Source organism: Kitasatospora dryopteridis, from assembly GCF_050749075.1.
In the GTDB taxonomy this organism is placed as follows: domain Bacteria; phylum Actinomycetota; class Actinomycetes; order Streptomycetales; family Streptomycetaceae; genus Kitasatospora.
On record NZ_CP192749.1, the window covers coordinates 3,934,001 to 3,948,031 of the forward strand.

Annotated in this window: 13 protein-coding genes, 1 tRNA gene and 1 pseudogene; 6 read left to right on the plus strand and 9 right to left on the minus strand. The window is 72.6% G+C overall.

What is annotated here, in order from left to right:
• Positions 1 to 38: 38 nt before the first annotated feature.
• Positions 39 to 623, minus strand: a complete 585-nt coding sequence (locus ACQ614_RS17950; protein ID WP_431679564.1) for a class I SAM-dependent methyltransferase — start codon at positions 621 to 623, stop codon at positions 39 to 41.
• A 166-nt stretch (positions 624 to 789) separates the two neighbouring features.
• Here ACQ614_RS17950 and ACQ614_RS17955 point away from each other — a divergent pair, with 166 nt between their 5' ends.
• Entirely contained in the window at positions 790 to 1,956 is a 1,167-nt protein-coding gene (locus ACQ614_RS17955) for a damage-control phosphatase ARMT1 family protein (RefSeq protein ID WP_431679565.1), read from the plus strand.
• Positions 1,957 to 2,490: 534 nt separating this feature from the next.
• Complete coding sequence (locus ACQ614_RS17960) at positions 2,491 to 2,928, plus strand: SUKH-4 family immunity protein (protein WP_431683953.1); 438 nt, start codon at positions 2,491 to 2,493, stop codon at positions 2,926 to 2,928.
• Positions 2,929 to 3,081: 153 nt separating this feature from the next.
• Here ACQ614_RS17960 and ACQ614_RS17965 read toward each other — a convergent pair whose 3' ends face one another.
• Together ACQ614_RS17965 and ACQ614_RS17970 are read right to left on the minus strand one after the other, a co-directional pair.
• Positions 3,082 to 3,423 carry a hypothetical protein gene (locus ACQ614_RS17965; RefSeq protein WP_431679566.1) on the minus strand — a complete coding sequence of 114 codons (342 nt, stop codon included), beginning with the start codon at positions 3,421 to 3,423 and terminating at the stop codon, positions 3,082 to 3,084.
• Positions 3,420 to 4,013 (minus strand): RNA polymerase sigma factor, encoded by a 594-nt coding sequence (locus tag ACQ614_RS17970; protein WP_431679567.1) that lies wholly within the window; start codon positions 4,011 to 4,013, stop codon positions 3,420 to 3,422. The genes ACQ614_RS17965 and ACQ614_RS17970 overlap by 4 nt, the downstream gene beginning before the upstream one ends.
• Before the next feature lie 498 nt (positions 4,014 to 4,511).
• On the opposite strand from ACQ614_RS17970, the gene ACQ614_RS17975 reads away from it, so the two are divergent.
• On the plus strand, positions 4,512 to 6,545 hold the full coding sequence (locus tag ACQ614_RS17975) for a hypothetical protein (protein WP_431679568.1): 2,034 nt from the start codon (positions 4,512 to 4,514) through the stop codon (positions 6,543 to 6,545).
• A 72-nt stretch (positions 6,546 to 6,617) separates the two neighbouring features.
• Entirely contained in the window at positions 6,618 to 6,827 is a 210-nt protein-coding gene (locus tag ACQ614_RS17980) for a DNA-binding protein (RefSeq protein ID WP_431679569.1), read from the plus strand.
• A gap of 566 nt (positions 6,828 to 7,393) precedes the next feature.
• On the opposite strand, the gene ACQ614_RS17985 is transcribed toward ACQ614_RS17980, so the two are convergent.
• Positions 7,394 to 7,467, minus strand: a tRNA-Gly gene (locus ACQ614_RS17985).
• Positions 7,468 to 7,751: 284 nt separating this feature from the next.
• Between ACQ614_RS17985 and ACQ614_RS17990 the strand changes: the two genes are divergently transcribed.
• On the plus strand, positions 7,752 to 7,988 hold the full coding sequence (locus ACQ614_RS17990; protein ID WP_363510769.1) for a hypothetical protein: 237 nt from the start codon (positions 7,752 to 7,754) through the stop codon (positions 7,986 to 7,988).
• Between the two features lie 82 nt (positions 7,989 to 8,070).
• Complete coding sequence (gene dcd / locus ACQ614_RS17995; RefSeq protein ID WP_363500499.1) at positions 8,071 to 8,646, plus strand: dCTP deaminase; 576 nt, start codon at positions 8,071 to 8,073, stop codon at positions 8,644 to 8,646.
• Positions 8,647 to 8,767: 121 nt separating this feature from the next.
• Here dcd and ACQ614_RS18000 read toward each other — a convergent pair whose 3' ends face one another.
• The 5 genes and pseudogenes from ACQ614_RS18000 to ACQ614_RS18020 form a co-directional block, all read right to left on the minus strand.
• Positions 8,768 to 9,328 carry an LppU/SCO3897 family protein gene (locus ACQ614_RS18000; RefSeq protein ID WP_431679570.1) on the minus strand — a complete coding sequence of 187 codons (561 nt, stop codon included), beginning with the start codon at positions 9,326 to 9,328 and terminating at the stop codon, positions 8,768 to 8,770.
• A gap of 165 nt (positions 9,329 to 9,493) precedes the next feature.
• Positions 9,494 to 10,384, minus strand: a complete 891-nt coding sequence (locus ACQ614_RS18005; protein WP_431679571.1) for a metal-dependent hydrolase — start codon at positions 10,382 to 10,384, stop codon at positions 9,494 to 9,496.
• A gap of 154 nt (positions 10,385 to 10,538) precedes the next feature.
• Positions 10,539 to 11,492 (minus strand): YIP1 family protein, encoded by a 954-nt coding sequence (locus ACQ614_RS18010; RefSeq protein ID WP_431679572.1) that lies wholly within the window; start codon positions 11,490 to 11,492, stop codon positions 10,539 to 10,541.
• Between the two features lie 216 nt (positions 11,493 to 11,708).
• Positions 11,709 to 12,401, minus strand: a pseudogene (locus ACQ614_RS18015) (sugar phosphate nucleotidyltransferase); the annotation flags it as partial.
• Between the two features lie 37 nt (positions 12,402 to 12,438).
• Positions 12,439 to 13,755 carry an IS701 family transposase gene (locus ACQ614_RS18020; RefSeq protein WP_431675996.1) on the minus strand — a complete coding sequence of 439 codons (1,317 nt, stop codon included), beginning with the start codon at positions 13,753 to 13,755 and terminating at the stop codon, positions 12,439 to 12,441.
• Between the last annotated feature and the right edge of the window lie 276 nt (positions 13,756 to 14,031).

A 14,031-nucleotide genomic window follows, 5' to 3' on the forward strand; every position in this document is an offset into this window, starting at 1 on the left:
TGCGCCTCACCGTACGCGCGCGGGGCGGCCGAGGCCGCTCATTTCGGCGCCTCGAGGGCGAGGTGTGTCCAGACGACGCCGGCCCGGCCGTGGGCGTCGGCGCGCTCGCTGCGGTGCACCTCGGCCAGGCCGCAGGCGGCGGCCAGGGCCGCGGTCTCGTCCGGCCCGACGTCGAACATCCGCCGACCGGCCGGCACCGGCCCGCTCCGCAGCAGCATGAGCACCCGCCCGCCGGGGGCGAGCAGCTGCGCGATCCGCCGCATCCCGCGCTCGCGCTCCGGCCGGTCCAGGTGCATCCACACCGCGGTCACCAGGATGAGCTCGAACTCGCCGTTCGTGTTGGGCAGTTCGGGCAGCGAGTCGGCCAGCCACGGGAAGCCCCGGTGCACCCGCAGCTCGACGGTGGGGTCGACCGCCAGCACGCGGTGGCCGCGTGCCGCCAGCGCCGCCGCGTCCCGCCCCGTCCCCGCACCGACGTCCAGCACCCGGCCGGGCCGCTCCGGCACCAGGTGCAGCACCTGGGCGTGCACCTCCTCGAAGCCCACGCTCTCGTACTGCACCGCCAGCGCCGCCGCGTCCTCGCGGTAGCCGGCCGCCGAGTCCGGCCGATCGTCCGTCACCATCCCGCCATCGTCACACGATCGAGGCCAGGGCGTCGCCCGGTTGACGCGGGGCGGTCGGCGCGGGGGCGTCGCCGCGCGGGCGGTCTGCTCTACTGTCGGCAGCGCCGCCGGCCCGCTGCCGCCGGCCGTCCGACCGCCGCCGACGACCGAGGGACGGGCCCCGCACGTGCCGACCGCACCCGTGATCCGCATCAACGTCCCGGGATCGTTCCCGTGGGGCGTCTTCCACGAGCGGCACCCCGAACTCGTCCGGCAGGTGCTGGCGGTGCGGCCGTACGGGCCGGCCGAGCGGGCCGCGGTGGAACGGCTGCTCGCGGAGAGCACCGGCGGCGTCCTGGAGCGTCCCGGCGACGACGCCCACGACCACGCCGACTGGCTGGCGTGGGGCGCCGGCCTGTGGGGCCGACCGTGGCGCGAGGCGCCCTTCCTGTGGGCGGAGAGCTGGTTCTACCGACGGCTGCTCGACGCCACCGGGTACTTCAGGCCGGGGCCCTGGCAGGGCATCGACCCCTTCGCACCCTTCAAGGACGCCGAGCTGGCCGGCGAGGCGGTGGACGGGGAACTCGCCGCCCTCGGCGAACTCGCCGGCCTGCCCGCGGGGCCGCGGGCCCGGGCCCTGCTGTCCTCCGCACTCTGGGGCAACCGCGCCGACCTCAGCTTCCGGATGACCGCCGAGTCCGCCGGAGAGGCGGCCGCCGGCCTCGTCGCCGACGACACCCCCGCACTCCTGGCCGCACTGGACCGGGCCCGGGGCCGTACGGTCTGCGTCGTCGCCGACAACGCCGGCCGGGAACTGCTGCCCGACCTCGTCCTCGTCGACCACCTCCTCGCCGAGGTCCGGACGGCCCGGGTCGTCCTGTACGTGAAGCCCCGGCCGTACTTCGTCTCCGACGCCACCATGGCGGACGTCCTCGCCACGGTCGACCGCCTCCGGACGGCCGCCCCCGCCCCCGCCCGGGCGGTGGGAGACCGCCTCTGGCAGGCGATGGAGAGCGGCGCCCTGCGGATCGGGACGCACCCGTTCTTCTGCGCGCCGCTGCCCTACCGCGACATGCCCGACGACCTCCGCGCCGAACTCGCCGGCGCAGCCGTGACGGTCCTCAAGGGCGATCTCAACTACCGCCGCCTGGTGGGCGACCGCCACTGGCCGCCGACCACCCCGTTCGCCGAGGTGGCAGGACACTTCCCCTCCGCGGTCGCCGCCCTGCGCACCCTGAAGTCCGACGTCGCCGTCGGCCTGGCCCCCGCCACCGTCGCCCGCCTGGACACCGTCCACCCGGCCTGGCGCACCGCGGGCACCCATGCCCTCGTCCAGCTCCACGATCCGGTCTGACCGGCACAGCAGGGGCCCTGGCACCCGTACGGGTCACTGGCCTGCGGCAGCCGCGGTGCCCGGACGGAGGACTGCGCCTCTCGCGCTCCTCAGGGCGTCGCGGACCATGGCCGCCCCGCGGCGGGTGGCCGCCGCACCGTTGCCGACCGCGATCGTTCTCGTGCCGAGACCCGCACAGGCGCGGCAGATTCCGGGCTGCGGCACCGGGTCGTGGCACTTGCCGCACTCCGAGTACCGCGCAACCGCCGGCTCCTGGGGCCCGGCTCCGGAGGCATCAGGTGCTGAAGGCGATAGCGAAGCATCCCCAAGGCCGAGTGGACCCGGGCGGGCAGGCGCGGCAGCAGGGCCTGGGCCAGGTCGGCCGGTCCGCTGCCGCGTTCCAGCCAGCTGGCGACCAGGGGCGCCAACTCCCGCGCCTCGGCCAGGCCGAGGCGCAGCCGGGGCTCCGGCCGGAGCACCCGGAACAGCACGGCCGAGCCCTCGTCCGCCCGAGCGTCCGTCTGCCTGTCGGCCGGACTGCCCACCGCCCTCCCGCTGTTCTTCACCGCGGACCGCCCGGCCGACCCGCCCGCGGGCGGCCTGTTCGCCGATCTGCGCACCCACTTCCTCGCCGCGGAATCGCCGGCCGGGCAGGACGTCCTCGACGTGCTCGCCGACTGGACCCGGATCGGCTCGGACGGGCTGTGCATGGTCGCCGTCCAGCACGCGGGCGACGACGAGGGCTCGGTCTGGGCCGTCCACCCGCGCACCGGCAGCGGGCGCTTCGTCAACAGCTCGGTCTCCGCCTTCGTGCGCAGCCTCGCACTGCTCGCCTCCACCTGGCCCGTCCTGGCCGGGCTCGACCCGTACGACGCCGCGGCAGCCCTGGAGAAGCTCCAGACCGAGCTGGCCGAAATCGACCCGCAGGCCTTCCACCGGGACACCACCTGGTGGTCGGTCCTGCTCGAGCAGATGTGGCACGGCCTCCTCTGACCCCATCCGGTCTCCCGGCCCGGCACCGTACTCGCCCTCCGCGCGTGCAGATCCGGTGCAGGGCGCCCGGGAAGGTCCGGACAGGGCGAAAGCCCCAGGCCGACGGCCTGGGGCTTTCCACTGGAGCGGGCGAAGGGAACCGGGATGGCCCGGTCACCGGGAAGCGGCGGGGATCTTGATGCCGGCTGTCGGCTCGTCCCCGTCCTTCGCCGCCGGGGGCGCCTTGGTGAGGGTGCAGACGCCGTCCACGCACTGACGCTCCAGACGGCCGCGGGAAACGGTCTGCACCAGGCCGACCATCCAGCAGGTGGGGCAGCCGCGGAAGGCGATCAGGGCCAACGGGGCCGCCAGCAGGGTGGCCGGGCCGACGACGGGCACCAGGCCGATCGAGCCGATGATCAACCCGAAGCCGATGGCGCCGCGCGCCAGGTGGCGCAGGACGGACTTGCTGGCGAAGTCCGCCCCCTGCACGGGCTTCATGGTGTTGACGGTCATGAGTCTCCTCCGACTGGCTGGTCGATGGCTCGGTCGGCGGTTTGATCGGTCACTGCCAGCGAGTGACGCAGTGCTGCGCGCGCTCTGTGCAGCCGCGATTTCATCGCGGCGCTGCTCAGACCGAGCGCATGGGCGACGGTCCTGCCGGGCAGGCCCTGCACGTCCCGCATGATGAAGACCTGCTGCTGGTCACGGGGCAGGGCACAGACCGCAGCCGCGATCCGCTCCACCTCCAGCCTGTGCAGCGCCGCATCCTCGGCGGACGGTTCCGCGGACGCCTCCGGTCCGGCCGACGCCCCGTCGCTCCGCGGGACGAGCAGCCGCACCTGCCGGAGGCACTCGTTGCGCACGATCCGGAACATCCACGAGGCAAGCGCACCGGTGGCCCGCAAGGTGCCGATCTTCCGGTAAAGGATGATCAGCGCCTCCTGCGCCGCGTCCTCCGCGTCCTGCGGTGAGGCGCACAGCGATACGGCGAACTTGCGCACATGAGGCTGCGATTTCATGACGACGGCGGTGAGCGAGGTGACGTCGCCGTCCTGAGCGGCCTTGATCAGCCGCTCGTCCGGCCAGGGGAAGCGTTGGTTCATTTGCTGCTCACACTCGGAAGGCGTCCCGTGCACAGGCACCGGTCAGCCTCGGCCCTTGTAGCGCCGCATCAGGTGCCAGGTGCACGCGCCCACGAGCAGGGCTCCGACCACTACGAGGCCAGTGACCATCATTGGTGTCCTCCCGGTTCCGCCGACCCGTTCGGCCGGCACACGGATAAGAGACGGGGAGGTCCGGAAAGGATTCACCTCCAGCGCTGCCGCAAGGCCCGCGCGGCTTTCACCTGGAGGCGTCTCCTGAGTTGCCGGGCGATCGGGCCCGTGTCGTGATTGCTCACAAGAGGGAATCGGGCTGATGGCAGCTCAGTCCTGCCGGGGCCGGGGTCGAGCTCCGGTGCGGAGCTTGTGCAATCCAGCACGCGCCCGCTCGAAGGCCGGCAGGCGGCCCGCGATCCTGGCACAGGACCTCGGGGTGCCGTGCATGCGGGCACGCGAGTACGTCTCAGGTGCCCGCAACGACGGTCGGCTGGAGGACTGGGGATGGCGAAGCAGGCTGCTTCGGCTGCGGGCACACGAAGTGCCGCAGCGAAGATCGCCTTCGCGCTGGGGCTGGTGCTCTTCGCGCAGGCCTTGCTCGCGCTGTCCCTTGTCAGTGCCCAGCAGCTGCTCGTGCCGAGGAACATGCCCTTCGGTGTGACCGGGCCGCCCTCGCCCGTGGTCGCCGAGGTCGCGTCCAGAACCGGGCTGGACCTGACCAGCTATCCGAGCGCCTCAGCCGTGACGGATGCGGCCGATCGGGGCGAGCTGTACGGCGCATACGTCAGCGGCGGTTCGGCCGACACGTTGATCGTGGTTCCGTCGAAGAGCTTCTTCGCCCAGACCGAGCTGGAGCCGGCATTCGTCGATGCGGCACACAAGCTGGGTCGCCCGGTAACCGTCCAGACCGTCAAGCCGCTCGCCTCCACCGACCCGGTCGGCGCAGTGACGTCGCTGTTGCTGCTGCCGCTGCTGATCGGCGGATACCTGGCCGCCGTACTGGTCTACAAGGCGGCCCACGGCACCGCCGCCGCGCCGTGGCGCGCGGCCATCCTGGCCGGATACGCGCTGGTCGGCGCGCTGCTCACCGACCTGATCGCCGGATTGGGGATCGGCGCGTACGCCAGCAGCCACTTCTGGCCGCTGCTGCCGTGCTTCTGGCTCATCACCTCGGCGGTGGCACTGGCCGCTGCCGCGCTGCAGGCCATGGTGGGCAAGATGGGCACCCTGCTCGTGGCGGTGCTCTTCATCGTCATCGGCGGCCCGCCCGCCGGCGGGCTGGGCACCTACCTGCTGCCGGTCTACTGGCGCAACATCGGCGTGATCCTCCCGCCGCAGAGCGCGGTCACCCTGATCAACCACGTGCTCTACTTCGGCGGGAGTGACATCTCCACCCCGCTCGTCGTCCTGTTCCTCTACGCCTTCGCCGGCACGGCCGTCATCGCCTGGTACGGCCGCATCCGACCGGCCAGGGCGGCAGCCCGGAAGCCCGACGCAGCGGCGTCGACCGCCCCTGCAGCGAATCCTCCCGACCGCCGGCGCGCCCTGATCGGAATCCTCGTGGCGCTGGGTATCTGCGCCGTCATGCAGTGCCTGTTCGCGACCAACTACATGAGCGCCTCGCACGCCCCCAAGGCCACCAACCTGCCGTTCGGTGCGGTCGGCGCCTCCCCCGTCCTGGCCGCGGCCGAGAAGAGCATCTCCCTGAAGGTCACCCAGTACCCGAACGAAGCCGCCGCCAAGACCGCGATGGACGAAGCCCGGCTCTTCGGCGCGCTGATCTCCTCGGGCACCTCGAACACCCTGATCGTGGTGCCGTCCATGAGCGACCTGGCACCGCTCGACCTCGCGGTGAAGTTCGAGGACGCGGCCAAGGCCACCGGCCAGACCCTGACGGTGCAGCAGTACGCCCCGACACCACTGGCGGCCAAGGACCCCTTCGGCCTGGTCCAGGGGCTCATGCTGGTCCCGCTGCTCATCGGCGGATACATGAGCTCGACCCTGCTCATGGCCGCGACCGGGAGGGCGGCCGGCCGCTGGCGAGCCGCCCAGCTCGCCGGATTCGCCGTCGTGAGCGGCCTCGTCATCGATGTGATCGTGTGCTACTGGCTGCAGGGGTTCCCCAGCAGCAAGTTCTGGATCACCTGGCCGATCTGCTCGCTGATCGTCGCCGTGGTCGCCTTCGTCGCAGCGATCCTGCAGAAGCTGCTCGGGCCGGTGGGCACCCTGGTGACCGTCGTCGTGATCATCCTGTTCGGCAACCCGTCCTCCGGCGGCGCGACCGGAGTGCCGTACCTGCCCGCCTTCTGGCGTGACATCGGGCCCTACCTGCCACCTCGCAACGGCTACATCCTGCTGCACCACACGATCTACTTCGACGGCCACGGAACCGGCCAGGCCCTGACCACCCTGCTCGTCTACCTGGGCGTCGCCGCCGCCGTCCTCATTGTGCTCGACCTGCGCCGCCCCGAAGCCACGGTGCCCGCCGACGCCACCGAAGCCGCGGCCGTGGCCGTCCCCATCGGCGCCACGCCGTGACTGTTCTGTCCTGCAAGCCGAGAGCCGGCGGGGGCCGGTAACCGGTGACTCGGTACGGTTCAGCGCGTCGCCTTGCGCTCGCGGGTGGTGGAGCGGTTCTACCCATCTGCCCGCCCCGGCAAGGAGCGCTTCCCGCGGCGCCTGATCGCCGAACGCCGGGTCGCCTTCGTGAAGGTCGGACCCCACGTCCGCATCTCTGCGGCGGTCCTCGCCGACTACATCGCGGCCAACACGGTCCAGCCGGTCGCTGTCCGCCGGACCCGTCTGCGGAGAGCTGCCTGACGGCCAACAGCAAGGGCTGCAAGCGCAGTTTCGGTGCTGTCCGCCAGTACCGCTCCGGCCGGTGGACGGCGTCCTACCGCGCGCCCGACGGGCAGGAGACCGCTCGCCGGAGACCTTCGGGACGAAGAAGGCCGCCGAAATCTGGCTCTCCCGGATCGAAGCCGACCCGTCCCGCCGCGACTGGCGCGACCCGAACGCCGGCAGGGTGAGCTTCGAGGAGCTCCTGAAGAAGCACATCCTGCCCATCTTCGGGCCTGGGACTTGGACGAGATCACTCCTTCGCGTGTGCGCACCTGGCGGGCGAACTGGCCAATGGCAGGCGGGTCCTGGGCGGGACCGAGCCCGAGGACACCATGGTGCGCGCGGGGCAGTCGTCCGAGCGCGCCGCGATGATCTACCGGCACTCGGACCTCGATCGACAGAGGGAGATCGCCGAGGCGCTCGACGCCCGCGTCCAGGCACACCGGAAGTCCGTCCGGGAGCGATCTGGTGCGGATCCGGTGCAAGGCACCCGAAGAGGTCTGGACAAAGCAGAAACCCCAGGCCATTGACCTGGGGTTTCTCGCTGGAGCGGGCGACGAGAATCGAACTCGCGCTCTAAGCTTGGGAAGCTCATGTTCTACCATTAAACTACGCCCGCATCTGACGACCCGTCAGGGATCGCCCGATCAAGCACCACTGTACCCCATCCGCGATGCGGCACGGGGCCTGGCGTGGACGCGCCGCCGGGCCGGTGCAGGCGGGTGCCCGAGGGGCGTACTGTGTGGGCCGTTCCGGCCGCGGGAGGCGGCGAGCCGCCACATGGAATGTCCGGAACATCCCCTAATGTGACGCTGGCGCCGCCCGGGCGGGCCACGGCAGCCGTGCGGGGCCGCCGTACAGGCCGCGCCGGGGGCGCGAGGCGGACGGGGACCACGGGGAAGTATGGGAAGGGGATCGATGGAGCAGCGCACCGTCGTTCGTTGTGCCGAAGGGCACCTGTTCAGCACCACCACGTTCCCGATGCAGAATCTCGGCGCCGCCCGGCTGGGGCCGGGCAGACTCATCCGGTGTCCGCAGTGCGGACGCCTGCGGAGCTCGGTGCCGGCGGACGTGAGCGAGCTGTCCGGAGCGCAACTGGCGCGCGCCATGCGGCTGGAGGCCGTGGAATTCCTCGCCTGAGAGGGTTCGGGCGGGTCGCGGGGCCCCGGGCGGATCGGACCTGATTCGTCCGGGGCCCCGCATTGCCTTTAACCTCGACTGCGTGCTGCTCTCTGACAAGGACATCCGGACGGAAATCGACAAGGGCCGGGTCGTGATCGACCCGTTCGACCCTGCGATGGTCCAGCCCTCCAGCATCGACGTCCGGCTGGACCGCTTCTTCCGGGTGTTCGAGAACCACCGCTACCCGCACATCGACCCCTCCGAGGAGCAGCCGGACCTGACCCGGCTGGTCGAACCGGAGGGTGACGAGGCCTTCATCCTGCACCCCGGCGAGTTCGTGCTGGCCTCGACCTTCGAGGTGATCACGCTGCCGGAGGACGTGGCCTCGCGCCTGGAGGGCAAGTCCAGCCTGGGCCGGCTCGGCCTGCTGACCCACTCCACGGCCGGCTTCATCGACCCCGGCTTCAGCGGCCACGTCACGCTGGAGCTGTCGAACGTGGCCACCCTGCCGATCAAGCTCTACCCGGGCATGAAGATCGGTCAGCTGTGCCTGTTCCGCCTCTCCTCGCCGGCCGAGCACCCGTACGGCTCGGAGCGGTACGGCTCGCGCTACCAGGGCCAGCGCGGCCCGACGCCGTCCCGCTCGTACCTGAACTTCCACCGCACCCGGGTCTGAGGCCGGGCCGCGTCCCGCGGCCTCCGGGGAGCGCAGCGCCAGTGGGCCGCCGATCGGTGATCGGCGGCCCACTGGTGTGTCCGCGGCGGCCGGTGGCTGCGCCCCGGCCGCTTCGTCGCGGTTACTTCTTCTCGGCCAGGCAGAGGACGAACTTGTCGCTGTACAGCTGCTGGGCGAGGCCGGCGGTGGAGCCCTCGACGTTGTTGCAGGCGTCCGGGTCGAAGGAGTTGTCGACGACCGAGATCACCTTGTAGTTGGCGTCGGCGCTGCCGCAGTCGACGGTGTCGACCTTGGGGTCGTTGTCGCTGCCGGTCACCTTGACGCACTCGCCGGGCTTGGCGTGCACCGGCTTGTCTGAGGTCGCGTAGCCGATGCCGAGGCCGAGGCCGATCTTGACGGCGATGATCAGCACCACGGTGCCGACACCGATGAGGATCTTCTTGAGCGGGCTCTTCTTCGGCGCGAGCACGGTCTGCTGGGCGGCCTGGGCGTAGCCGTCGGGCAGCTGGCCCGGAGCCTGGCCGTAGCCCGGCGCGGGCTGGCCGTACGCGGGCGCGGGCTGGCCGTAGGCGGGGGCGGGCTGACCGGGGGCGGCAGGCTGCCCGTAGCCCTGGGCGGGGCCGAAGGCGCCCTGCGCCGACGGGTCGGTGGGCGTGCCCTGGGGCGGCTGCGGGGTCGTCATGGTCTTCCTCGGCTGGGTGCGGGCTACTGAGTGCACGCGAACGCTACCGAGGGCCACCCCGCCCCGCGCCGAACAATTCGAACAATTGCCGCATAACTGCAGTGCGTTACCGATCTGCAACCGGAAAGGGGTGCAAACCGGGAACCCCTGCCCGCCCCCGCGAGTTCAGCCGCGCTTCGGCCGGGTGACGGCGACCAGCTCGCTGCCGTCCTCGGAGAGGGTCAGTTCGGTGCGCAGCTCGGCGAGCTCCCCGAGGTGGTGCAGGTGGGTGCCGCCGCAGAAGATCCGGGCGGGGCCGGCCGGGAGCTCGCAGTGCCACTGGCGGCGGGCGGTGAGCTCGGGCCCGGGCACCTCGACGGCGATCGGGGCGTCGGCGGCCACCCAGGCGGCGAGCTGTGCGTTGACGGCCTCGGTGAGCGAGGGCAGGGCGTCGGCGAGCGCCGGGAAGTCCTCGCCGGCCTCGGTGGTGAAGCCCTTCTTCCGGAGCGACTTGCCGAGCCGGTAGGTGTCGGTGCTGGCCTCGGTGTCCATCACCGAGGAGGCCATGGCGAGGCTGTCGAAGTCCGGGTTGCCGAAGGCGTCGCTGCGGCCCGGGTCCTTGCGCCAGCGCGGGGCGAGGGCGGCGTTGAGGGCGAGGGCGAGCAGGTGGCAGCCGCTGTGCGAGGCGGAGAGCAGGCCGCGGCGCTCGGCGTCGACGGCGAGTTCGGCGGTCCTGCCGACGGCGTCCGCGGGCTCCTGCTCGACGATGTGCAGCACCAGCCAGGACCACTCCTCGTCGCCGCGCCGCACCGGGATGTCGGCGCCGACCAGGAGCTCCCCGCCGGCCGGGCCGACCGCGCCGGTCAGGCAGTCGACCACCGGGTGGGCGACCCCGTCGACGGTGAGCGTGCCGAGGTCGGCGGGCTGGTCGGGCCAGGTGTGGTCGAGCGGGTGGAACGGCGTCGCCTCGGTGACGACGGCGTACCGGCCGCCGTCCAGCGGGTGCACGGCGAGCACCTGCGAGGTGCCGGCCACCGCGCCGGACGGGAAGCTGACGTGGGTGGTGGGGAGGGTCATGAGGGTGGCTCCGTGCACTGCGGGCAGAACTGCGCGGTCAGAAGAGGACAGACCGTCCACCCTATCGCCGCGGCCCGTTCCGCTCCGAGCATGCCGCCGGCCGGCACCCCGGGGAGGGGCGCCGGCCGGCGGGACACGGCGTCGGCAGGCGGCGTCAGCTCAGCGTCGGCAGCTTGATGAGGACGAGCAGGGCCAGCAGCTGCAGCGCGGCCGCCCCGGCGGCCTTGCCCCAGGGCAGGTCGTGCACCCGGCGGACCATCGTGGTGAGCAGCACCGCACAGACCAGCCAGGTCGCCCAGCCGACCACCTGGACGGCCATGTTGTCGGCGGGCAGGAACAGCGCGAGCAGCAGCCGCGGGGTGTCGCTCGTCCAGCCGATCAGCACGGCCAGGCCCACGGTGGACTGCCACGGGCCGTCGCCGCCGAGCTGGCGGGCCAGCGCGTAGGTGACCGCGCCGAGCATCGCGCCGGCCAGGGCGAAGCCGATCGCGGCGGCGATCAGTGCCCAGGCGGCGACGGAGAAGGTGGAGTTGACGATGTCGTCGTGGGTGGCGCCCATGCCGAGCACGGCGAGCACGCCGTAGACCAGCGAGACGGTGAGGGCGGGCAGCCAGGCCTGGTGGTCCCGCATCCGGTCGAAGGTGCGGGCCGGCTCGCGGTAGATCCCGACGAGCAGTTCCTTCCAGGTCGGGCGGGGCCCGGCGACGCGCGGGGCGACCTGGCCGCCCGCGCGGTACACGGCGACGTTGTCCTGGGCCCCGTAGCCGTCCTGGCCGTACCCCTCGGGCCCGTACCCCTCGGCGCCGTAGCCGTCGGGGCCGTACGGGTCCTGGCCGACCGGGAAGGCGCGGGTGTGCCCCTGCGGCTCCTCCCCGTAGCCGTCGGCGTACGGGGCGCCGTAGCCGGCCTGGTACGGCTCGCCGCCGTAGCCCGGGGCGTCTCCGCCCGGGGCGTTGCTGCCGGGGTGCGCCTGGTACGGCGCGGTGAAGTACTCGGGCTCCCCCGTGGGCCCGCCGCCCGGCTGCTGCCGCGGCGGCGGGCCGGCGGGCGCGGACCATCCCTGCCGGGGGTCGGCGCCCCGCCCGTTGTCGTATCGATTGCCAGCCACGCCTCGACGGTACCTGCTCCGACTGACCGGCCGTCGGTTGATCAACGGCCGGGCACCGGATTGCAGCCGTCCTGTGACGAGGCCGGCTCCCGGTCCGCCGCGGGGGCGGGCCGGGAGCCGGTCAGCGGGGGTTCAGCGCTGGGCGCCGATGGCCGGGCCGTGCACGGTGACGGCCGGGGTCTCGCCGGCCGGGCAGCCGCCGGGGCCGGCGGTGGTGCGGACGGCGCCGACCGGCAGCAGCGTGCCGCAGGCGATCCGCAGGCCGCTGGGCAGCTCGTTGTCGGACTCCACGGTGGCGCCGTCGCCGATCACGGCGCCGTCCAGCGAGGTGCGGGCGCCGATGACGGCGTACGCGCCGACGATGGAGTCCTTCACGTACGCGTCGGCCCCGATCACCGCGCCGGGCAGGATGACGCTGCCCTCGACGATCGCGCCGGCCTCGATCTCGGCGCCCTCGGAGACGACGGTGCCGTTGCTGAGCACGGCGCCCGGGTCGACCTGGGCACCGGGGAGCAGCAGGGCCTCGCCGGTCGGGCCCGGGACGGCCGGGGAGTCGACCTTGCCGAGCACCAGGTCTGCGGAGCCGCGGACGAACGCGCCCGGGGTGCCGAGGTCCAGCCAGTACGAGGTGTCGACGACACCGCGCAGCAGTGCGCCGGTGGAGAGCAGCTCGGGGAAGGTCTCGCGCTCGACGGAGACCTCCCGGCCGGGCGGAATCCGGTCGATCACCGAACGGGTGAAGACGTAGCAGCCCGCGTTGACCTGGTCGGTGACGATCTGCTCCGGGGTCTCCGGCTTCTCCAGGAACTCCAGCACCCGGCCGTTCCCGTCGGTGGGCACCAGTCCGAAGGCGCGCGGGTCCTCGACCCGGGTCAGGTGGAGGGTGACGTCGGCGCCGGCGGCGACGTGGCCTCGTCTTTCGCGGTTTTCTTGATCGTCTTGTGGGCTACGCGGCTGCGGCGGCCCAGGCCCGGTGGACGGCGGCGATTTCGTGGTCGGTGGGCTGACCTGCGTGTTCGGGCATATTCCTGGCCGCAATGACGGTGCGCCGGAGCTTGACGACCATGTCCTGGAAGGACGGGGTGGTCTTGGTGGTGTACCAGGGGGCGCGGGCCCGGTGCTCGGCGACGTCGGCGGGGTGGTGGCCGTGAAGGGCGTACCAGATGACGGTGAGGCTGTAGACGTACAGGCCGAACGGCACGGTGCGCTCGACCGCCGCCCGGACCCTGTTCTGGGCCTGGCCGACGTCCAGGTGTTCGCGGACTTCCTCGAAGGTGGTCTCGATCGACCAGCGGCCGGCGTAGCGTTCCACCAGCTCGGCGGCGGGGGTGGTCAGGTCGGTGGTGACCAGGGCCAGGTCGAAGGGCTTGGTCGAGCCCGGGTCGCGGACGAGCAGGACGCGGATGGTGCGGGTGTGGAAGCTGCCGTACCACAGGCAGACGAGCTCGGCGATGTGCACGGTCGCGGGCGGCCGGTTGTACCGGGTGACGGTGTGCGCGGTGAAGACTGCCTGCTCGGCCCAGCTCTTCGGGGTGCCGATCTTGGCGCCCTTCAGGCACGGCCGGCCACGGCGGCCGGTCGGCGGCGGGGCGAGTTCGTACAGGGCGGCGTTGACCGGCAGCCGGCACGTCCACGTCACCGTGCCGGGCAGCTCGCGCAGGGCGCGGCCGTGGTAGGCGCCGTCGGCCACCACGTCGATCCGCCGGTCGGTGAACGCGCGGGCCAGCAGCGCGACCAGGTCGAGGGCGAGATCGACTTTCGTCTTCCCCTGTTTGGGGCGCCACAGCCGGGCCAGGATGGGCAACGCGATCGGGCGGGTGAGGAAAGGCAGGCGCACCACCAGGGCGACCACCACGAAGCAGGTCCCCCGCCCGATGGGCTTCGGTCCGGTGGCCGCACCGTCGTACTGCCACGCGGCACCGAAGACCTTGCGCCCCGTGCGCTTGAACAGCGTGTCGTCGACGGCGACCTGCAGCGCAGCCCCCGCGGGCAGCAGCCGCTCCACGATCAGACGGGCCAGCACGAGGCCGACCCGGTCCAGGTCCCACACCCCGGCGGCGAAGAACCGGTGGGCCCGGTCGTGCGGCCACCGGGCCGACAGTCCGGCGCCGGTCAGCATCCCGGTCACCGTCCGCCGCCCAGTACGTGTCACCGTCCCCGTGACCAGCGCCGCGAGCGTCTCGAACGACGGCGCGGTGAAGCAATCCCGGAAGACCGCCAGCACGAGTAACAGCGAAGGGGGTACGGTCCCCGGTGGAAGCATCGACGGCCCCTCGACAGAGGTCGACGGCCCCTCGACAGAGGTGGAACAGACCCGTCGATGCTTCCGCACGTCTACGACACAAGCCCCCTCTTTCGATCATGAAAACCGCGAAAGACGAGTCGGCGGTCCGGTGGACCCACCGGCCCGGGTATGCCGCTGCCGGTGTGCGCTGTGCCCCCGCCGTCGCTCATGGGCGCACATGCTAGGGCATGTCAAGGCACGTGGATGCCCCCGGACGGCGGGCGGACGTGCGCCGGCCCCGTGCGCCGGGAGGGG